Annotated in this window: 17 protein-coding genes; 12 read left to right on the forward strand and 5 right to left on the reverse strand. The window is 67.3% G+C overall.

Annotated elements, in window-relative coordinates:
- The first annotated feature begins 9 nt into the window (after nt 1–9).
- From LK540_RS08810 to LK540_RS08825, 4 genes are read left to right on the forward strand one after another with little or no spacing between them, the layout of a single operon-like run.
- Nucleotides 10–876: a carotenoid biosynthesis protein gene (locus LK540_RS08810; RefSeq protein ID WP_229436819.1), complete on the forward strand. Its 867-nt coding sequence runs from the start codon at nt 10–12 to the stop codon at nt 874–876.
- An 8-nt stretch (nt 877–884) separates the two neighbouring features.
- Complete coding sequence (locus LK540_RS08815; protein WP_229436820.1) at nt 885–2,273, forward strand: oxygenase MpaB family protein; 1,389 nt, start codon at nt 885–887, stop codon at nt 2,271–2,273.
- Between the two features lie 2 nt (nt 2,274–2,275).
- Entirely contained in the window at nt 2,276–5,761 is a 3,486-nt protein-coding gene (locus LK540_RS08820) for a hybrid sensor histidine kinase/response regulator (protein ID WP_229436822.1), read from the forward strand.
- Nucleotides 5,758–6,663, forward strand: a complete 906-nt coding sequence (locus LK540_RS08825; RefSeq protein WP_229436824.1) for a diguanylate cyclase — start codon at nt 5,758–5,760, stop codon at nt 6,661–6,663. The genes LK540_RS08820 and LK540_RS08825 overlap by 4 nt, the downstream gene beginning before the upstream one ends.
- A gap of 74 nt (nt 6,664–6,737) precedes the next feature.
- On the opposite strand, the gene LK540_RS08830 is transcribed toward LK540_RS08825, so the two are convergent.
- Both LK540_RS08830 and LK540_RS08835 read right to left on the reverse strand, forming a co-directional pair.
- On the reverse strand, nt 6,738–8,477 hold the full coding sequence (locus tag LK540_RS08830; protein ID WP_229436826.1) for an MAG1210 family protein: 1,740 nt from the start codon (nt 8,475–8,477) through the stop codon (nt 6,738–6,740).
- A complete protein-coding gene (locus LK540_RS08835; RefSeq protein ID WP_229436828.1) occupies nt 8,474–9,211 on the reverse strand; it encodes a LemA family protein in 738 nt (245 codons plus the stop codon). Before LK540_RS08835 ends, LK540_RS08830 begins: the two co-directional genes overlap by 4 nt.
- Before the next feature lie 418 nt (nt 9,212–9,629).
- Between LK540_RS08835 and LK540_RS08840 the strand changes: the two genes are divergently transcribed.
- Both LK540_RS08840 and LK540_RS08845 read left to right on the forward strand, forming a co-directional pair.
- Nucleotides 9,630–10,025, forward strand: a complete 396-nt coding sequence (locus LK540_RS08840; protein ID WP_229436829.1) for an energy transducer TonB — start codon at nt 9,630–9,632, stop codon at nt 10,023–10,025.
- Nucleotides 10,026–10,163: 138 nt separating this feature from the next.
- Nucleotides 10,164–10,595: a hypothetical protein gene (locus LK540_RS08845; protein ID WP_229436831.1), complete on the forward strand. Its 432-nt coding sequence runs from the start codon at nt 10,164–10,166 to the stop codon at nt 10,593–10,595.
- Nucleotides 10,596–10,880: 285 nt separating this feature from the next.
- Here the strand turns inward: LK540_RS08845 and LK540_RS08850 are convergent, their stop codons facing one another.
- Entirely contained in the window at nt 10,881–11,231 is a 351-nt protein-coding gene (locus tag LK540_RS08850) for a winged helix-turn-helix domain-containing protein (protein WP_229436832.1), read from the reverse strand.
- Between the two features lie 82 nt (nt 11,232–11,313).
- Here LK540_RS08850 and LK540_RS08855 point away from each other — a divergent pair, with 82 nt between their 5' ends.
- The 6 genes from LK540_RS08855 to LK540_RS08880 all read left to right on the forward strand — a co-directional run bounded on the left by LK540_RS08855 (nt 11,314) and on the right by LK540_RS08880 (nt 18,237).
- The gene (locus tag LK540_RS08855) at nt 11,314–11,865 is read left to right on the forward strand and encodes a hypothetical protein (protein ID WP_229436834.1); all 552 of its coding nucleotides are present in this window, start codon (nt 11,314–11,316) and stop codon (nt 11,863–11,865) included.
- 198 nt (nt 11,866–12,063) lie between these two features.
- Nucleotides 12,064–13,302: a GDSL-type esterase/lipase family protein gene (locus tag LK540_RS08860; protein WP_229436835.1), complete on the forward strand. Its 1,239-nt coding sequence runs from the start codon at nt 12,064–12,066 to the stop codon at nt 13,300–13,302.
- A gap of 27 nt (nt 13,303–13,329) precedes the next feature.
- Nucleotides 13,330–15,456 carry an acyltransferase family protein gene (locus tag LK540_RS08865; RefSeq protein WP_229436836.1) on the forward strand — a complete coding sequence of 709 codons (2,127 nt, stop codon included), beginning with the start codon at nt 13,330–13,332 and terminating at the stop codon, nt 15,454–15,456.
- A 57-nt stretch (nt 15,457–15,513) separates the two neighbouring features.
- Nucleotides 15,514–16,305, forward strand: coding sequence for a transglycosylase SLT domain-containing protein (locus tag LK540_RS08870; protein WP_229436837.1), 792 nt, complete (start codon nt 15,514–15,516; stop codon nt 16,303–16,305).
- 54 nt (nt 16,306–16,359) lie between these two features.
- Nucleotides 16,360–17,781: a hypothetical protein gene (locus LK540_RS08875; protein ID WP_229436838.1), complete on the forward strand. Its 1,422-nt coding sequence runs from the start codon at nt 16,360–16,362 to the stop codon at nt 17,779–17,781.
- Between the two features lie 87 nt (nt 17,782–17,868).
- Nucleotides 17,869–18,237 carry a Fur family transcriptional regulator gene (locus LK540_RS08880; RefSeq protein WP_229436839.1) on the forward strand — a complete coding sequence of 123 codons (369 nt, stop codon included), beginning with the start codon at nt 17,869–17,871 and terminating at the stop codon, nt 18,235–18,237.
- Between the two features lie 27 nt (nt 18,238–18,264).
- On the opposite strand, the gene LK540_RS08885 is transcribed toward LK540_RS08880, so the two are convergent.
- Both LK540_RS08885 and LK540_RS08890 read right to left on the reverse strand, forming a co-directional pair.
- On the reverse strand, nt 18,265–18,675 hold the full coding sequence (locus LK540_RS08885) for a MerC domain-containing protein (RefSeq protein ID WP_229436840.1): 411 nt from the start codon (nt 18,673–18,675) through the stop codon (nt 18,265–18,267).
- Between the two features lie 75 nt (nt 18,676–18,750).
- Nucleotides 18,751–20,865 carry a TonB-dependent receptor domain-containing protein gene (locus tag LK540_RS08890; protein ID WP_229436841.1) on the reverse strand — a complete coding sequence of 705 codons (2,115 nt, stop codon included), beginning with the start codon at nt 20,863–20,865 and terminating at the stop codon, nt 18,751–18,753.
- Nucleotides 20,866–20,910: the final 45 nt, after the last annotated feature.

Here is a 20,910-nt window from a genome sequence, read left to right on the forward strand (position 1 = left end):
GGAACGACCATGCAGCGCCATCTCCCCCGCATCACCTTCATCCTGCTTGCCCTGTTCCTCGCCGTGCTGCTCACGCGCGGCCTGAACGAGACCACGCGCATGCTGATCGTCGGCTCGCTGGCGATGTTCGCCTGCTGCTGGGCCAGCGCGATCCACCTGCTGGGCGCGCGCGCGGCGCTGCATTTCGTGCTGATCGCGGTCAGCCTCGGCTGGTTCGCCGAGCAGATGGGGTCGACCTACGGCTGGTTCTTCGGCCACTACACCTATACCGAAGTGCTGGGCTGGCGCGTCGGCGACGTGCCGATGGTGATCCCGCTGATGTGGTTCGCCCTGACCTACATCGCCTACGTGATCGCCAACCTGATGGTCTGGCAGACCCCGACCGACGGTGCTGCGCCTGTCGGCCAGAGCATCGTCCAGTCCTTCCTGGCCGCGATGATCGTCACCGCCTACGACCTCGGCGCCGACCCGTACATGGTCTTCACGCTCAAGGCCTGGATCATGCACAAGACCGACGGCTGGTGGTTCGGCGAGACCCTGCAGGGCTTCGTCGGCTGGATGGCGGTCTCCTTCGTCATCATCTTCCTGTTCCGCCTCACGCTGCGCCGCCGTCCGCCGGTGGCCGCCGCCAGCGTCTCGCGTGCCCACACCGTCGTGCCGCTCGCCATCTACGGCGGCAACATGCTGTTCCAGGCCTGCCTCGGCACCCCGGTCGAAACCCGCACCATCGCCCTGTTCGCAATGGGCATCCCGCTGCTGGCCGCCCTGTGCGGCTGGAGCCGCTGGCAGGCCCCGCGCATCGCCGCCGTGCCCGACGCCGCGGCCAGCCCGGTGGTGGCCGCCGCCCGCATGGCCGCCGTCGCACGGGAGGCATGATGGGGACCATGCACGATCCGGTCGCCAGCGCCGATCCGCGCTACCGCGCCGACCCGCCGGCCGACGACACGATTGCGCGCATCCTCGCCGGCCTCGATGGCGAGGGGCGCTACGAGGCGATCGCGGTCGTCAACCGCGAGATCGCCGCCTGGACCACCAACGGCGTGCTGGACGGCTGGCGCGCCAGCCCGGCCACACCCGCGCACATTGCCGCCGCGCTGGAGGAGTTCGTGCACGCCGCGCGCGTGCTGCCCGACTGGGCCGACCCGGCGCGCATCGGCGCGGCGGAGGCGGTGTTCGTCGAGATGAGCATGCTGTCCTGCACCCTGCTGTTCTGCGCCAGCCTGCCCGAGTGCTACGTGCCGGTCGACCTGGCGAGCGTACTGCACACGGCCGGCCAACTGGAGCAGCACACCGATTACCGCGTGCGCTCGACCGCCGCCATGATCTTCCCGGTGATGCTGCGCGGCGGCCTCACCGCCCCCGACGGCGGCGGCGTCGCCCAGGTGCTGAAGGTGCGTCTGATCCACGCCACCATCCGCCACTTGATCATGCGCGGCAATCCGGCCGCGGTGATGGCCGGCGGCGAGACCGGCGCCACCCTGGCGGAGCTGGCGCCCAAAGGCCCCGGCCTGCACCGCGCCCTGTATGCGCGCGGCTGGAACGTGCCGCAACACGGCCTGCCGATCAACCAGGAAGAACTGGCCTATACCCTGCTGACCTTTCACTACGTCTTCCTGCGCAGCCTGCGCCGCCTCGGCCTGGGCCTGACGGCGGCCGAGGAAGGCGCCTACCTGCACGGCTGGAACGTGGTCGGCCACCTGCTCGGCATCGGGGAGCCGCTGCTGGTGCGCGACATGGCCGCCGCCGAACGGCTGTTCGCACGGCTGCAGGCGCGCGGACGCGACGCCGCGAACGGCGGCGCCCTGCCCTACGGCGCGCCCGACCCGCGCCCGGCGCTGGCGAACGCGCTGATGCGGGCGATGCAGGACGAGATTCCGCTGCGCCTCCTGAAACCCTTCCCGACCCTGCTCACGCGCTACCTGTGCGGGCGCACGAATGCGCGCGAACTCGGCCTCGACGGGCGGGTGTCGCTCGTCTCGCGCGCATTGTTCGCGCTGTGCATGGGCGCGGTGCGCGGCATCGACTGGCTGGTGCGCCGCGTCGTGCCGGGATTCTCGATCTCGCGCCTGGTGTCGCGCGTGCTCGGCTACCGCCTGACGGTGAAGCTGCTGATGGACCAGACCCGGCCCCTGAAACTGCCCGAGGTCCTGCTGAACGGCGTCGCCCAGGCGGTGCAGGCCTGGCACCACGACCCGAAGGCGCCGGCCTGGATGAACCGGCTGGAACTGCGCCTGCGCCCGGACACCTCTTCCACTTCCCGCAAACAAGGATGATCATGCGCCCACTGCCCGGCTGGTCCTTCCTGCGCGCGGCATGCGCACTCCTGCTGCTGGCCATGCTGCTGGCGCCGGCGGCGCGGGCAAGCGCGCCGCTGTCCCTCGACGACCGTACCGGCGCCGTCGAAGCCTGGCCCGCCGTCACCACGCTGGACGACGCGGACGGCACGCTCGACATCGGCGAGGTCCTGGCTGCCGGCGCCCGGTTCGCGCCGCCGCAGACGGCCTACGCCACCATGGGCATGCACCGCGGCGTGCTGTGGCTGCGCATCCCGGCGTCGGTGCCCGCGCACAGCACCGGACGCTGGATCCTGGATATCGACTACGCGGTGCTGAACCGCGTGGAGATGTTCGTGGTCGTCGACGGCCACGTGCGCCAGCACGGCCTGGCCGGCAACCTGCAGCCGGTGAACGGCGCGGCGCGCAGCCCGCGCACGCCGGCATTGATCCTCGACCTGGCGCCCGGCAAGCGGCACGACATCTACCTGCGGATCGAGAACACCGGCCCGAAGATCCTGCCGATCCGCCTGTCGCAGGCTTCGGTCTACCACCACAACGCCCTCGGCGAGCAGATGCTGCAAGGCCTGCTGGCCGGCCTGGCCCTGTGCCTGGTGCTGTACGGCCTGGCGCAATGGGTCAACCTGCGCGAGCCGCTGTTCGCCAAGTTCGCGCTGATGATCACCGGGACCGCGCTGTTCTCGGCCGAATTCGCGGGCCTGGGCAGCCAGTACGTCTGGGGCAGCAATGCCTGGACCAACATCCACGCCGGCGGCCTATTCGCGCTGATGTCGTCCTGCGGCGCCTACCTGTTCGTGGAACAGGCACTGGCGCGCCCCGGCATGGACCGCACCTTCAGCCGCCTGATGAAGACCGGCGCCGTCCTGTGCGTGGTCGCGGCCCTGGCGTATGCCGCCGGCATCATCAGCGTCGACGGGCTGGTGGCCATCGTCAGCACCCTCGGCATCATGCCGATGCTGCTCGGGATGCCGGGCGCCTTCATGCGCGCGCGCCGCGGCGACCTGGTCGGCGTGTACTTCCTGGTCGGCTGGTCGATCAGCTTCACCAGTTCGCTGGTGCTGAGCCTGGTGATCAACGGCGCCCTGCCCGCCACCTTCTGGACCATGCACGCACTGCAGTTCGGGAATGCGATCGACATGCTGGTCTTCATGCGCATCCTCGGCCTGCGCACCAAGGCGATCCAGAACGCCATGCTGCGCGCCGAAGCGGCCACGCGCATGAAGTCGGACTTCCTGGCCAACATGAGCCACGAAATCCGCACCCCGATGAACGCGATCATCGGCATGAGCCGCCTGGCCCTGAAGACCGATCCCGATCCGAAGCTGCGCAACTACCTCGGCAAGATCCTCGGCGCCGGCGAGCACCTGCTCGGCATCATCAACGACATCCTCGACTTTTCAAAGATCGAGGCCGGCAAGATGACGCTCGAGCGCGTGCCGTTCGACCTGAACGAATTGCTGGAACACCTGTCCAGCCTGACCGCGGTGAAGACCGACGCGCGCCGCGTGGAACTCGTGTTCCGGGTCGGGCGCGGGGTCCCGGCGCGCCTGGTGGGCGACCCGCTGCGCCTGGGCCAGATCCTGATCAACCTCACCAACAACGCGGTGAAGTTCACCGAGCGCGGCGAGATCGTGGTGGCGGTGGAGCTGGAAGCGCGCGGGCCTGAGGGCGTGACGCTGGCGTTTACCGTCAGCGACACCGGCATCGGCATGAACGAGGACCAGCTGGCCCACCTGTTCCAGTCCTTCAGCCAGGCCGACGGCTCGATCACCCGCAAGTACGGCGGCACCGGCCTCGGTCTCACCATCTCCAAGCAGCTGGTCGAGCTGATGGGCGGCGCCATCGGCGTCACCAGCACCCCGGGCGTGGGCAGCTGCTTCCGCTTCACCGTGAAACTGGATGCCGGCGCCGGCGCCGACGCGGTCTCCATTGCCGCACCGGCCGCACCGCTGCACGACGTGCGCGTGCTAGTGGTGGACGACTGCGAGACCGCGCGCGAAGCCCTGGTCGAGATGCTCGATTCGCTCGGCGTGGCGGCGCATGCGGTCGATTCGGGAGAACGTTCGCTGGCCCTGCTGCGCGATGCGAGCGAGCGCGGCGCCCCCTACCAGATCGTGCTGATGGACTACCTGATGCCGGGCTGGGACGGCGTCGAGACCATCCGCCGCATCCATGCCCAGGCCGACCTGGCGGCGCCGCCGGCGATCCTGATGGTCAGCGTCTGCACGCGCGAGACGGTGCAGCAGCAGGAAGGCGCGCTGCCGCTGCACGGCTTCCTCACCAAGCCGATCGGCCCGGCCCTGCTCTACCACAGCCTGCTGCAGGCCCTGAGTCCGGAATCGGCGCCCCAGGCCCCGGCGCGCATCGACACCGGCACGCGCGAACTGGCGCGGCTGCGCGGCGCGCGCATCCTGCTGGTCGAGGACAACACCAACAACCGCGAAGTGGCGCTCGACTTCCTGGCCGCGGCGCCGGTGCAGGTGGACGTTGCCGTGCACGGCCTCGAAGCACTGGAGATGGTGCAACGCCAGGACTACGACCTGGTGCTGATGGATATCCAGATGCGCGAGATGGACGGCCTGACGGCGACGCGCCGCATCCGCGCCATCGAGGGCCTGCGTGCGCTGCCGATCGTGGCCATGACCGCGCACGCCATGGCCGGCGACCGCGAGAAGAGCCTGGCGGCCGGCATGAATGACCACATCACCAAGCCGATCGACCCCGAGCAGCTGTTCCGTGCCCTGCTGACCTGGATCGACGGGTCGCGCCTGGCCGGGCGGACCGCGCCGCTGGCGCCGGCCGATGGCGCCGCCCCGGGCGCGCCGCTGCGCCTGCAGGCGCTGGCCGGCGTCGACTGGGACGCGGCCCTGGCCGGCGTGAACGGCCAGCAGGCACGCCTGCTGAAACGGGTGCGCAGCTTCGTGCAGGAATACCGCAGCGCACCGCGCCAGCTTCTCGACGCCCTGGCCGGCGGCGACCTGGGCGTGCTGCAGCAGTTGTCGCACAACCTGAAGTCGAGCGCCTCGTACGTCGGCGCGCACGCGGTGGCGCACGCGGCCGGCCAGCTGGAAACCGGCCTGCGCGCCGGCGACACGGCGGCGCCGGCGGCGCTGGTGCCTGGCCTGGCCGCGGCCCTGGTGGCGGTGCTGGAGGGCTTCGAGGGCTTGCTCAGCCCGCACGGCGCAGCCCAGGACGGTGCAGGTGCGGGCATGGGTGCCGGCACGCTGTCCGCCCTGCCGGGCCTGGTGCGGCGCCTCGGCGGCTACCTGCGCGAAGACGACGCCCGCGCCCAGGGCGCGGCGGCCGAGCTGCAGGCCCTGCTGCCGGGCGCGGCCCAGGCGGCCGAACTGGGCGCGGCGCTGGCGGCCCTGGCGGCGGCGGTCGACGACCTCGAATACGCGGCCGCGCTCGACCCGCTGGCCCGGGTGGCGCAGCAGCTCGGGGTCGACCTCGGGGAGCCGGCATGAACGCCGTGCCGCAAAAGGTGTTGATCGCCGACGACGACGCCGTCAACCGCGACGTCCTGTGCGAACTGCTGCAGCCGGAATACACGGTGCTGCTGGCGAAGAACGGCGCCCAGGCGCTGGAACGCGCCACGCGCCACGTGCCCGACCTGGTGCTGCTCGACGTGATGATGCCGGACATGAGCGGCTACGACGTGCTGCGCCGCCTGCGCGCCACGCCGGCCACGGCACACGTGTCGGTGATCTTCATTTCCGGCCTGGATCGGCCGGAAGACGAAGCCGCCGGCCTCAAGATGGGCGCTTCGGACTACATCACCAAGCCCTTCAACGCCACCGTGGTGCTGGCGCGCGTGGCCCTGCACCTGCAGCTGGTGCGCCAGCGCCGCATGCTGGAACACCTGGCCAACGTCGACGGCCTGACGGAATTGGCCAACCGGCGCCGCTTCGACGAAGTGTATGCAGTGGAATGGCAGCGCGCGCGCCGCACCGGCGAGCAGCTGTCGCTGGCCCTGCTCGACATCGACTGCTTCAAGCAGTTCAACGATCTGTACGGCCACCCGGCCGGCGACCGCGCCCTGCGCGCCGTGGCGCGCGCCGCCGCCGCCCAGATGCGCCGCCCGGCCGACCTGGCGGCGCGCTACGGCGGCGAGGAACTGGTGCTGCTGATGCCCGACACCGACGCCAGCCAGGCCGGCCACGTGGCGAACGCGATCCGCGAGGCGGTCGCGCTGGCCGGCATCGCCCACGCCGGCTCCAGCGCCGCCGCCTGGCTCACGGTCAGCATCGGCGGCGCCACCTTCCTGCCCGACAGCGGCGAACCGGCGGCGGCACTGTTCGAAGCCGCCGACGCCCACCTGTACAAGGCCAAGCAGGCCGGCCGCAACCGGGTGGTGTGGCGCGGCTGAACAGCCGGAGGCGGGTCTGACATTCGGGTCTGACATTCGGACACGAGCCCGGCTGTAGACCGTATTCCGGAACGCTAGCCCGGCAAGATCGCCGAGAAAATCGCGCGGCGCAGGACCGCCTGCCCGGCATGCACGCCGTGCTGTGCAAAGGCTGGCGGTAAGGCGGCTTCCGTGCGCTCGGTCGGAGCAGCGCCCGGCGCAGCCGTTTCCTTGACCAGCACCCTGGCGCTGTTGCTGACCTCGAAATACTCGTCCCAATGCACGGGCACCTGGTGGGTGCGGCCATCGCCGCCCCAGACCGAAATGTAGGTGGTTCGCCCGACGCTCTTGAAGCCGCTGGCGGTCACGCGCACCGCCTGCGATCCGTCGGCCTCGCTTTCCGTGGACGTCTTCAGGATGCTGCGCGTCACGCATTCGGGATGGTTGAACGCCGCTTCGCCGTGGTAATTGGCGATCGCCTCGTGCTCCCAGAAACAGGGCTTGTGCGAATACGTGTCCTTGTAGATATCGGAATGCGGCCGATGCTGCTGGTACAGCGGAATGGCGAGCAATGGCGCCATCCCGAAATAGAACGATTTAAAGAATGCGTTGTGGTAGCTGTTGAAGAAGCTGCGCGCGTGGGCCAGTTCGTAGGCATAGAAGCTGGCGGGATCGCCGCTGATGTCGGTACTGCGCATGTGCCCCGCTTCGACGACGTTGATCATGTGCGTTTTCTCGAACACGAAGGTGTCGCCGAAGCCCGTTTCGCTGTCCTTCAGGAGCTTGAGCATTTCCTGTTGCGCCAGGGGCGTGAACAATAGCCGGAACTGGACTTCGTGGTTGCGGTCGGTGGCATCGAACAAGGCGTCGAATTCGCGGTTCGACATCACTGTAAATGTATTGCCTTCGCCGACATCGCGCGATTTCGCTTCCAGCTTCTTGATGGCGCGGTTCTTGCGCCATTTGTCGAACATGCCGTCTTCCAGCTTCGAGAGTTTCGACGGGTTGCGGCTGAATATGAGGTCCGGCGCCGCTTCATTGCCGTAGACGATGAACGTGCGGTTTTCGTATTCGGGGAATGGGCGCTCGACCGATGCGCGCAGCGTTTCGAAACGGGTGCGCGACTGCCATTTGCCTTGCGAATCGCGGTACTGCTCCGTCCAGCTGATCTGGAGCGAACCGTGGTAGGTCTTGCTGCCCATCCAGTGCGACAGGGTGCGCGCAAGGATGAACGGATTGCCGTTCAATACGCCGCTGTGCGAAAACACGATGGAATGGTCGTCGCCGAGATTGCCGTGCCAGCCAAAGCTGCTGCGCAGCTCGTCCATGCGGCCGTTGCTGAAATACGGGTCGAAGGCGATGCGCGGCACCGTTTTTTCCATCAGCTTGGCCACGATATCCCAGTCGAACAGGCGATTCAGCGGCGCCATCTGGCTCCAGGCCTCGGTGCGCTTCGCTTCGCAGGCGTCGCGCAGGCCTTTCAGCCGCGTGTCGGAGTCGTTGATGGTGCGGTTGAGCAGGTGCAGCGCAGCGGCAAGCGCGATTGCCGGCAGCACAATCCACGGCCAGGCGTACTTGGCGACGATATACAGCGCCAGCAGCACCGCGGCCGCGATGGTGACGCCGCGCAGGATGCGCCACCACTTGTTGGCCGAACCCGCGCCGGCCGCCTGTTTCTCGAGCTCGCGCAGTTCCTGTACCGTCTGGATATTCGCATTCTCGTCGACGCCGGAGCGGCGCACGAGGTCCTCGAAAAAGTCCGACGTGTTTTCAAGGTGGGCAGACCTGAAATGCGAGGAATACTGCTCCAGCGGCTCGTGGACGTCGGCAATCAAAAGAAGACACCCCGTGCAGCGGCCTTGGTTTCGGCAGAGGCCGTGAATGGAATGCGGGTCGTATAACCTGCCCGCGCCGCAACGATCTGCTTGGTTGGCCAGGCAAAGATATCCTGGTTCCACATGCCGACGGTATCGTTATACAGCGTGCGCGCGGCGGTTACTTCCTTTTGCAGATAACTGTTCTGGCGCATGGCATCGGCAATGACGGCTTGCGCTTTCAGGTCCGGATACGCCTCGACAGCCAGGCTAATGCGCGAAAACATGCCGTCGATTTTCTGGGAAGCCTCGTTACGTGCGGCATCGGCGTTGTGCCCGCTGCGGTAAGCCGCGACCGATTTCATCACATCCTTGTCGAGATCGATGGCTTTTGCGACCAGGCCGACCACGTTGTTCAGGATGACGACGCGCTGTTCCAGGTAATTGTCGATCTGCGATGCATCGGCCTGGATTTTCTGCTGCAGCTTGCGCAGGTAGGCCAGCGCAAAGACCTTCATGAACTGGAAAATCAGGCCCGGCAAGGCGCCCAATACCAGCAGGCCCAGGCTGTATGGCCGCGGCAATGCATCGGTCAACAGCGCCACGAGGCCGATGATCGGAATGACCGTCCATAAAGCGATTTCAAAAATCAGCGAACCGGTGCCGATCTGGACCGGAATCTGCCTGCTGATGACATTGACATCGCGTCCGCCCGCGTCGACCGGGCCGCTTACTTCATCCAACTCGTTTGCCATGCTTGAACATCCCTTTGTTTTGGTTCTTTGGTGGTGGCGACTTATTTCGCTGCCGTGTCTGGCACGGTCCGGCGATAGGCAATCCGATGAGATTGCTTTTAGTCACTTTTTGTTGTCATGATATCTCGCAAAACTAAAAGCAATCAAGTGCGATGAAGACGATATGCCACATCGATTGGATCGGATTGGTCTCCGATGAAGACTTGAAATAATGGGAGTGTTTTGACGGTGTTTCTTCGGCGGGTGGCGCAATCAGCGGACAAGACCGTTGTAATACGTACGCATTGCGATTGACCGCCGCGCGCTGATGCGCGCGCCAGTCATTCCGTAAATGCCGGCATTCGGATAGTTTGCGCGTATTTTGGTGCCGGTCCGGCATGGGATAATGCTGTTCTCGATTCCACGCTTGGAGAACAGCATGCACGACCGAGCCGGCAAGTGGCTGCTGGCCGCAGCCCTGGCGGCACTGGCCCTGACCGGCAAGGCGCAAACAACCGAGCCCAGCACTCCGGCGGGACAGTCCGACAATATGGCCGACAGCGTGGACAAGGCGCCGCCGCTGCCTCTTTGCCGCAAGCCCGAGTATCCGGCGGCAGAAGCCAAGGCAGGCATAAGCGGCACCTCGGCGATCTCGTTCCTGATCGACGTCGACGGCCGGGTACTCGACACCCGGGTCACGAAATCGAGCGGCAACGTCAATCTCGACGAAGCCGCCAGGACCGCCCTTGCCAAATGCCGGTTCGTGCCGGCGCGGGAAAATGGGAAACCGTTCCGATCCTGGCAACCAGTCCAGTATGTCTGGAGCTTGGAATAATCCGAGGTAGGGCAATGACCATAATCGACTGAGAGATGGGCGTACACGCCGAGCTGACGGCTGCAACGCAATACATTTTTTTTCGAAACTGCCTGAGCCGTCCGTGCTCAACGATGTTGACAACTCAATGGAATCAAAATGAATAAAATTACATTTATTGCAATCAGCATCGTTGCGTTGACAGCCTGTTCGTCCCTTAAACAGAGTGCGTATCAAAGTGGATGGAATAACGATACAAACGAAGCAGCATATCGTGAATGCGGCATGTATCGAATCGCAAAAGGCATGCCGGTTCAGCAAAATCTAGACCGACTCGTTGCACTTGGAAAGTTATCTCCTGAGCAAGCATCACGAGCATCGAAGGCTGATGTTCGCCCTGGCGATCCAGAATGCCTCGCATTCGCAGCATATGGCCTCAACCGTAAGGAAATCGGCATTACGAAGAATTCGGACGGCCTAGTAATCAGCAAACAGGCAACATATGCTTGTGCTGACAGTGACGTCCCCTGCCCTGGCATTCAAGTTGAGTTCTCGGATGGAAAAGTTACCGCAATCAATCCGAAACGGTAAGCAAGCAAACCCGCGGTAAAGCGATAGGGGGGCATGGGATACCTCGGTTTCGAAATCAGAAACCTGAGCCGAGGCAACTAGTCTATTCCAGGTTATTCCTGACATCCGCGTCTTATGTCAGCCTCCACTGAATGGCTATCGGGCATCGATATTTACGCCACTAGCCAGTTATACCGACGCCTCGATGTAGAAATCCTCGAGCCCGTGTCCGGATGTCAGACTTGACCCCGGCTTGTGACTATTGGATAGTTTTCGACTATTTCTAGATGGTACTATGCCGTCCGCCTAGCCTTCGGTGGCGCGCAGCATGCATTGGGACAGGCGGTCGAAGTGCAGCAGTGCGGCCTGGGTCAGTTCGATGCGCTTGCGGCGCGTGTCCTCGGTATCGGCCAGCATGATCCAGCCCTTTTCCCGCATCGACTTGAGCCGGTTGTGCACGGTGGCCGGGGCGCCGAGTTCGGTGGCGCCCATGACGTCGCGCACGCTCAGGCGCTGGTCGGTCTGGCCGGCGCGTGCGATCAGCGCCAGGATGCGCTCCTCGAGCGGGTCGAGCTCGGGCAGCGACGGCAAGCCGCGCAGGGCTTCGGTCAGCTGGAGGAAACGCAGATAGATGTCGGCGGGGCGGGTTTTCTTCATCGGTTGGCGGTGGCGGATGCTGCCGGCCGGCGCATGAACAATGGCGGCCTGGTTCGGCCAGACTATTTTACTGCACTAGGGTATGAAACAGCTTCAACTGCACGCGCTGATGGCCGGCGCCACCATCGCGATGTTCGCCGCAGCGCTGGCCGTGAACGAACTCTTCTTCCTTCGCCTCGAATTCGCACCGGGCATCAACTGGCTCTACCTGCCGGCCGGCGTGCGCCTGCTTGCCACCCTGCTGTTCGCCGAAGCCGGCGCCGTCGGCCTGTTCCTGGTCGGCTGGGCGGCCTGCGCATTCATCTTCTTTCCCGACGATCCGCTGCGTTCGGTGGCCGGCGGCTTTCTCGGCGCCGTGGCGCCCTACCTAGTCTACCTCGTGATGCGCCGCCGCTTCGGCCTGCAGGCTTCGCTGGCCAACCTGACGCCGGCGCGCCTGCTGTGCTGCGCCCTGGTGTATTCGATCGCCAGCCCGCTGCTGCACCACCTCTGGTTCGGCCTGGCCGAGCACAAGAGCGGCCTGCTCGCCAGCTTCGTGGCAATGGCCACCGGCGACTTCTGCGGCACCATCGTCGTGCTGTATGGCGCGAAGCTGGCCCTGCACCTGCTGGCGCCACGGCGCAAGGCCGGTTGAGCGATGCCGTCGGATCGCCCTGCGGACTGAAAATATTTGCAGCCAATCATGAAAATACCACGCTAAATGATTCCTCCAGTCATTAAACTAGCGATTCCAAACAGGCCACGCCGCCCATCCCGGGTGCGTGGCCTGTTGGCGTAACAAGAGACAGGTTTTTCGCCTTACCGACACCCCATGCAGTCATTCCCGATACCTATGCTCCGCTGCGCGGCCCTCGGCCTCGGCCTGCTTGCCGGCCAGGCCGCGCTGGCGGCGCCGGACTGCGGCTGGCAAGGCGCCGCGCTGCGCCCGGTGCTGCGCGCCGACGCCGGCTTCACCTGGCATACCGGCGCCGGGCCGGCGCCCTCGCCTTCCCCTGCGCAGCAAGCTTCCCCTGCGCAGCCTTCCCCTCTGCGCATCGCCCTCTGGGGCGACAGCCTGACCTCGGCGCCCGACTTCATCGACGCCGCCCTGGACGCGGCCGGCATTGCCCGCGCCGCCGTCCAGCCATCCTTCATTCAGGCCGGGGTCCAGGTGCCGGGGCTGCGCCTGCCGCTGAAATCGGCCTGCGCCACCAGCGGCTGGCAGACCGGCTACGCGCACAAGGAAAACCCGGGCAAGGGCAGGCAGCCCAGCTGGTACGGCAAGGGTTTCGTCAGCATGCGCTCGGCCACGCCGGGCGACAGCATCCTGCTCGACTTCCGCTCGCCCTCGAGCGCCGCGCGCGTGAAGGAGCTGGCGATCGTGTTCGAAAAGGCGCGGCCCGATGGCTCGCTGCTGCTGGGCGTGGCGGTCGACGGTGGCGCCGAACAGCTGGTGCCGCTCAGCCGCAGCAGCGCCACCCGCCTGCGGATCGTGCCCGACGCGCCGATGGCGGCGGTCCGCATCCGCCTGGTGTCGGGCCAGGTGACCGTGCACGGCTTCGCGCCCAAGTACGCGCAGGCGCCGCGCGTGGTCCTCGACAGCTTCAGCGTCCCGGGCGGCATGCTGCGCAGCTGGGCCTACGCCGACGAGAACCTGTTCGGCACGCCAGATGACTACCAGCTGGTGCTGGTCCAGTACGGCACCAACGAAGGCGCCGCCCCGCGCTTCTCGCGCAGCGACTACCTGGCCTACCTGCGCAGCAACCTGGGACGCATGCGCAAGCTGTATCCGCATGCGCGCTGCATGCTGGTCGGGCCGCCGGACCGTGGCGTGCCCGGCGCCGCGGGGGCCGCCGCGCTGCGCTATGCGAACGTGCACCGCCAGATCGCGGCAGCCCAGAAGCAGGCCGCCGAAGAGCTGGGCTGCGGCTTCTGGGACTGGCAGGCGGCCATGGGCGGGCCGGGCGCCGCCGCGCGCTGGGCCGGCATGCAGCCGCCGCAGATGCAGAAGGACCAGACCCACCTGACGGCAAAAGGCTACGGGCTGAGCGGCCGCCTCTTCGGCGAAGCGATGCTGACCGACAAACACTGACAACCGAACCGACAACCGAACGCTTCCATGTCTCACTCCAAGACACATCCCGGCGCATTACAAGAAGAACACCGTTTTGCCGAACTCGATGGCCTGCGCGCGCTGGCCGTGGTGTCCGTGATCCTGTTCCACTGCGAAGTCTCCGGCCTGCTCAGCGCCGGCTTCTTCGGGGTCGACATCTTCTTCATGATTTCCGGCTTCATCATCACGGCGAAGCTGCTCGATGAAGTCCGGCGCCAGGGCGACTTCCGTTTCGCGACCTTTTATTTCCGCAGGCTCAAGCGCCTGATGCCCCCGGTGCTGGGCCTGATCGTGCTGGCCGCCTTTACGGTGCCCACCGCCGACGAGGCCTTCGACCACTTCCGCTCGGACGTGCCGGCGGCGCTGGCCTATGTGTCGAACTGGTGGCAGATCTTTCATGCGCAGGGCTATTTCGACACCACGCCGCTGGTGCTCAAGCATTTGTGGTCGCTGGCGGTCGAGGAGCAGTTCTACTTCCTGTGGCCGGCGCTGGCCTGGCTGGCCCTGAAGCGCTACGGCGAAAAGGCGACCGGCGCGCTGGCCCTGCTGCTGGCGCTGGCCAGCACCGCCTGGATGGCCTGGCAGTTCGAGCCCGACATCGACAGCGCCTTGCGCAACCGGCTCTACCTCGGCTCCGACACCCACGCCATGGGCCTGTTCGCCGGCGCCGCGCTGGCCGGCTTCTGGAATCCGTGGCGCGCGGCCGCGCGTAGCGTCCTGGCGCGCTGGGGCTGGCGCATCGCCGCCCTGGCCGCGCTGGGCCTGCTGGGCTGGATGATGCAGGCCATGAACAACGACCACCCATGGACCTACGAGGGCGCCTTCCTGCTGGTGCCGCTGCTGACCTGCGTGGTGGCCTACACCGCGATGGGCGACCGCGGCTTCCTGCTGTCGCGGCTGTTCCGGACCCGCGTCATGCAGTGGCTGGGGGTGCGCTCGTATTCGCTCTACCTGGTGCACTGGCTGGTGTTTTGCTGGATGCGCCTGCACGGCTGGACCGATTTTTCCGAGCCGGCGGTGCTGGCGGGCGGGCTGGCCGCCGTGGCCGTGCTGGCCGAGCTGCTGTACCGCTGCACCGAAGAGCCGATGAAGAAGTTCGATACCCGCGGCCTGGACGCGCGCCAGATGAAGACCCTGGTGGTCAGCTACAGCGGCGCGGTGCTGGCGCTGTTCGCCGGCACCGCGCTGTACGGCATCCGCCCGGAGCCGCTCGTGGCCGCCGCGCCCGCCGCACAGGAAAGCCCGGTGCAGGCGGCGGTCGTGCCCGCGGCGCCGGACAGCGCCGCCGCGCCCACCATCAGCGACGAGGAACTGGCCTCGAACGAGCGCATCTCCGGCGGCGACGATCTGTTCGCGATCGGCGACTCGGTCCTGAAAGGCGCCCAGGCCCACCTGGAAAAGGTCATTCCCGGCATCCGCATCGACGCCGCCGTCGGACGCCAGGCCAGCCAGGGCCTGAAGGTGATCCAGGCCTGGCGCGCGGCCGGCGGCAAGGCGCAGACGGTGCTGGTGCACCTCGGGACCAACGGCTACATCACCGAAAGCCAGTACCGCGCCCTGCTGGCCGAGCTGGCCGACCGCGAGCACGTGCTGCTGGTGAACGTGCACGTGCCGAAGCCCTGGATGAAGCCGAACAACGAGATCATCGCGCGCATGCCGGCCGATTTCCCGAACGTGCGCGTGATCGACTGGGACGCGCTGTCGGCGGCGCGGCCGGCCTTCTTCGGCAAGGACAATACCCACCTGACGGTGAAGGGCATCCGGGCCCTGACAGCCCAAATCAAGGAGGCAACCGGCGGAACGGTTATCATGCCGGCGAGCGAACAGGATACAATGTTGGCTAAAAGCAAGGAACCGGCGCCGTCCGCCAGCAAACCGGCAGCGCCGGACGCCGCGGCGCACAGCCCGGCGGCGCCCCTGCACAAGGAAGCGCCGCAGGAGACACCGAAGGAAGCGGCAGCGGCGCCCACGGCCCCCGCCGCCGAAGCGCCCGCCGCCCACGAGGCCGGCGACAAAGGCTTCAGGCAGCCGCCCGAACATGCGGCGGACCACGCCGCGAAAGCGGAAGAAGCGGCAGCGAACCACCTGGCCCACCCCTCGCCCATACCGGGCGAGGCGCAGCCAGGCGATTGAGGGCCGTCCGCCCTGCCCCTTGCGGCAGGCCGGTCGACAGCCCGGAAAAGGAGACCCATGAGGGCTTTACGTAGTGTGTTAACCCTGGTGCGGGTGCTCGGCATCCTCGCCGTGGCGATTGTCGTGTATGCGTTCGTCCATCCGGAACGCCTGGGCCAGTGGCTGGGCCGCGGGCAGGCAGCGACGCAGCCGGCCGCCCAGGTCGCGGCGCAAGACAGCGCCACGGCGCAGCCGGCCGCGCCTGCCGCATCCTCACCCAGCCTGGCCCCGGCACCCACGGCGGCAGCGGCGCCTGCGCCGGCCTCCGCCGCACCGGCACCCGCCACGGCCGCGCGCGCGCAGCCGCCCGCGGCCCCCGCGGCGCCGGCCGTGCCGAAACCGGTCAAGGCCAGCAAGTCCCAGGCCGCAATGGCCCAGTGGCTCGGCGCCAAGTACCGGGTGTCGCCGGCCATGCTCGAGATCCTGATCGTCGAGGCCGACAAGCTGTCGAAGACGTATAAACTGTCACCCAACCTGATCATCGCGGTGATGGCGATCGAATCGAACTTCCACCCCTACATCCAGAGCGAAGCCGGGGCCCAGGGGCTGATGCAGGTGATGCCGGTGATCCACGCCAAGCGCTACGAGAAATTCGGCGGCAAGTCGAGCTTCATCGATCCCATCGTCAGCCTGAAGGTGGGCGCCGAGATCCTGCACGACTGCGTGAAACTGAAGGGCGGGTCGGAAGACGAGGCGCTGCGCTTCTACTTCGGCGGCGGCGCCTCGAGCGGCGCCTACATCGACAAGGTGCGCGCCGAGCAGCGCCGCCTGAACGCGGTGGCCGCCGGCAGGCAGGTGCCGGTCGACTGATCTGCGCGTTTGATTGATGGTATTTTGCCGCCGCGGCGGCGCTATGGAGAGCGCATGCGCAGACCCTTGTCCCTGATGTTGTTCGCGGCCGCCGCGCTGCCGTCCCTGGCCGCCGCCCAGCCGGCGTCCCCGGCCATCCGCCAGTTGCTGGTCCAGGCCCGGCCCGACCCGGCGCCGCTCGAATGCGAAAAGGCGGCGCCGGTGGCGCGCCGGCCGGCGGCGGCCAACCCCGATCCGCTCGAAGTGCCGACCCTCGAGACGGTGCTGAGCATGTCGCCGAACGCCGACGTGACCATGGCCTCCGGGCCGGTCGCGGCCCGGCCTCCGGCCCCGTCTTCGCGCCCGGGACCGGGTCCCTACCGCATCGGCATCTGGGGCGACAGCCACCTGGCCGCGAACTTCTTCACCGAGGAGCTGCTGCGCCAATTGAAGGCGCCGGGCGGCGTAACCAATACCCTCATCCCGGCCAACATGAACCGCGCCGGCGTGCGCCTGCCGCTGCTGCGCTCCTGCGTGAGCGCGCAGTGGAAATACGAACCGAACTACGTGGGCGGCGAGAGCGCGGCGGCGCCCGGCCCCGGCCTGAGCAACATGTTCGCCGGGGAGCCCGGCGCCACCCTGGCCTGGGACCTGCGCAAGACGGCGCAGTCGCCCGGCTACGAGCGCGTGCGCATCCTCTACCAGCAGCTCGATGCGCCGCTGACGGTCGGCATCAGCGTCGACGGCGGCGCCGAGCAGGAAGTATCGCTGGCAGGCGCCGCCGGCCCGGCCGCGCTGGAACTGATGGCGGACCTGCCGATATCCCAGGTCAAGCTGCGCCTGCTCGACGGGCGCTTGCGCTTCCATGGCCTGGAACTGCTGCCGCAGGCGCCGGCACCCTTCGGCATGGATGTCTTCGGCTATCCCGGCGCCACCGTGGCCGGCTGGAAGGCGACCAACCAGGACTACCTGGCCAGCTGGTTCGCCAAGGACCAGTACCAGCTGGTGATCCTGGAATTCGGCACCAACGAGGGCAACGTGAAGCCCTTCGACCTGGCGGCCTACCGCAAGAGCCTGGCCGACTCCGTGGCCAACATGAAGGCCGTGTTCCCGTCGGCCGCCTGCGTGCTGGTCGGGCCGGGCGACCGCGGCGTGCTGGTGCCGCGCTCGGCGAACATCCGCAAGGCGAAGACGCGCAAGGAACGCGAAGCGCAGGCGCGCAGGAAAAAGGCGGCACAGATCGACCTGCTGCAGTATGCGCGCATCCATGTCGACATCAACCGGGTGCAGGCCGAGGTGGCCCAGGCCGCCGGCTGCAGCGCCTGGAGCATGCAGGACGCGATGGGCGGCCAGGGCAAGGCCTACGAGTGGGCGCGCCAGTCGCCGGCGCTGATGGCCAAGGACCTGATCCACTTCACGGTGCCGGGCTACCAGCGCCTGGCGCAGGAGTTCTTCAAGGACATGGGCTGGGCGCCGCTGCCGGCCGCGGAGGAATAAAGCTGCGGGCCGCAGGAGCAATACAGTCCAATTCGCGCGATAATACCGGATTGCCCGTGCCGCCCCGGCCATTGAAGGATCGATTACATGGAAAGAAATACGCGTCAGCGCAAGGCCATCCAGGAAGTGATGGCCGCCGCCGGCCGTCCGCTGTCACCGCAGGAACTCCTGGAGCACGCGCAAGGCGCCGTGCCCGGCATCGGCATGGCCACCATCTACCGCAACATCAAGGCGATGCTGGAAGCCGGCGACATCGCCGCCGTGTCGCTGCCCGGCGGCGGCGACCGCTACGAGATCGCCGGGCACGAACACCACCACCACTTCCACTGCCGCGCCTGCGACAAGGTGTATGAGGTGCATGCCTGTCCTGGCGACATGAAGAAGCTGACGCCGCAAGGCTTCGTGCTGGAGTCGCACGAGTTGACCTTGTATGGCTTGTGCAGTGCTTGCCGCTGAGGCGTCAGGCATCGGCTGCCGGGACGATCAGTGCGCAGCCTTCCCGTCAGCCCCAGCCGCAACACAGCGCTTGCATCCCCGATGATTGCGCAGGTGCGCCGACACCAGCAGCACGCTGCTGATGATCGCCAGCGCCGTCTCCGCACCCTGGCCGTAGCGCGGCCCGACGAAGAACACCGCCGCCAGGAAGCACGCCAGTCCCGCCAGCCCGACCGGCAGCACGAAGGGATCGCGGTGCGCCAGGTAGCCCGGCAATAAGGCCAGCAGCACCGGCACCGTCACCGCCGCCAGCAGCAAGTCGTGGAAGGCATGGTGCTGGCTGCCCAGCCCGAGCACCGGAAAGGCCAGCACCAGCAGCGGCCCGGCCACGCAATGGACCAGGCACAGGGCCGAGGCGGCGATGCCGGCGTAGTCGCCGAGTTTGATCAGTTTCTTCATTCGCTATTCCAAAAAACATGCCCGGCGCACCCACACGGATGCGCCGGGCCGGCAGGCATATGCCTGCTCGATGGCTTAAAAGATCAGGCGCAGCCCCGCCGTCAGGTTGCGGCCGGCCAGCGGCGCCGCGTTCTTGATGAACGAGGTGTGGCTGAAGGCCAGTTCGTTCGTCGCATTGTTGATGCGGGCGTAGAGCTGGGCCGGTACGCCGCCGATGCGGGTGGTGTAGTGCGTCCCCAGGTTCAGCATGTTGTAGCCGCCGGTCGCGCTTTCGAATTGCGCCACGTCGTCCTGGCTGCCGACGTGCACGAACTCGACCAGGCCGTGCCAGCGCTGCCAGCTGGCGTCGAGCTTGGCGCCGACGCGGTAAGGCGCGATGCGCGGCAGGTTGCGGTTGGCGCCGTCCTCGAAGCGGGCGCGCACCATGTCGCCGAACAGGCTGGCGTCGAGGTTGGCGCCGAGCTTGCGCCGCACCTCGCCTTCCAGGCCGGTGAAGGTGGCGTCGCGCTGGGCGTACTCGATCAGCTGGAAACCATCGTGGTTGTCGAGCGTGTTCGCGTAGATATAGTTGTTCACGCGGTTGTGGAAGGCGCTCAGCGAGAAGGTGGTCGCGCCGGCGTACTTGCGCAGCGTGAGGTCGACGTTGTTCGACGTCTCCTTGGTCAGGTTCTCGTTGCCGAGCTCCCAGGTGCTGGTGGCCAGGTGGGCGCCGTCGGCATACAGCTCCTCGGCGGTCGGCAGGCGGTGGCTGCGCGATACCGAGGCGCGCAGCGAATACTCGGGGCTGAACTTCCAGACCGCGCCCAATGCCGCCGAGGTGCCGCGGGCGCTGGTGTCGCGCTGGGTGGCCGAGTCCACATCGATGTCCTGCCACTCGTGGCGCGCCGCCGCTTCGAAGCGCCAGTCGCCCAGCTTGTATTCCTCCGTCAGGAACACCGCGTGCTTTTTCGTGACGGTGGACGGCACATAGGCTTCCTCGCCCGATGCGGCGAAGTCGCGCTTGCCGGTCTGCAGGCCGAGCACGCCGCGCCAGCCACCCAGCGGCTTGTGTTCGAGTTCGAGGCGGCCGTCGTGGGCCTTGTTCTTGAAGCTGGTGGCCACGATGCCGTCTTCCAGCTCGTCGTGCCGGTAGTCGGTGATCGAGGCGCGCAGGCGCAGCTTGCTGAAGCCGGCCAGCGGCTCGCGGTACTCGCCGCGGATGTCCCAGCGCTCGCTGTCGAGCTTCACGACCGGCACGTCCTCCGCGCCATGTTCGTGCTCGTGCTCATGGTCGTGGTCGTCGTGGCCTTCCTCGCCCTCGTGCTCGTGCTCGTCATGGCTGCCGCAATGCAGGTGGTCGCCGTGCGGATGGCAGGACTCGGAGGCGTGGTTGTGGCCCGGGATGCCGTATTCGTTGCGCTCCTTGGTGTAGGCGGCGCCGATGAAGCCGCGTTCGCCGATCCAGGACAGACCGACACTGCCCGTCTCGGTTTCCTTGTAGCTGCCGGCCACGCGGCCGCCGCCTTCCCAGCCGCTGCCGACCTTGTAGGCGTCGGCGTCGCGCAGCACGCCCTCGGCGTGAACGGCCAGGTTGCCCGAACCGCCGGTGAATTCGAAGGCGGTGGTTTTTTCCTGCGCCACCGAGTTGGCGCGCAGCTCGACCGAACCTTCGAGCGGCTTGTCCGGCATCGCGGTCGGGATCTTGCGGTCGAGGATGTTCACCACGCCACCCACCGCCCCGCCGCCATAGGCCAGCGCCGACGGGCCGCGCAGCACTTCGATGCGCTCGGCCAGCACCGGCTCGAAGGCCACGGCGTGGTCGGGGCTGATGGTCGAGGCGTCCTGGATTTCGGCGCCGTCGGACAGGATTTTCACGCGCGGGCCGTCCATGCCGCGGATCACCGGACGGCTGGCGCCGGCGCCGAAGTGGCTGGAGGTGATGCCCGGCTGGCCGGCCAGGGTTTCGCCCAGCGTCGATTCGCGGGCGCGCACCAGTTCGCCGCCGCCGAGCGAGGTCACCGGGGTGACCATGTCGTCGCTCAGCAGGCCCAGGGCGCTGGCCGAGATGACCACGGTCGGAATGCTGTCCGGATCGCCCGCCAGGCGCGAGGATTCCGCGGCAGGCGCGGTCTGGGCATGCGCGGCGGAGGCGCCAAAGGCGAGCAGGATGGCGAGCGTGAGAGGCGTGCGTTGGCAGGCGAGGACGTGCATGGGGCGTTTCCTTATCCGGTGACGGTGAGTTCCTGTTGATGCCGG

The organism is Massilia sp. IC2-278 (assembly GCF_020708045.1).
GTDB lineage: Bacteria > Pseudomonadota > Gammaproteobacteria > Burkholderiales > Burkholderiaceae_D > Telluria.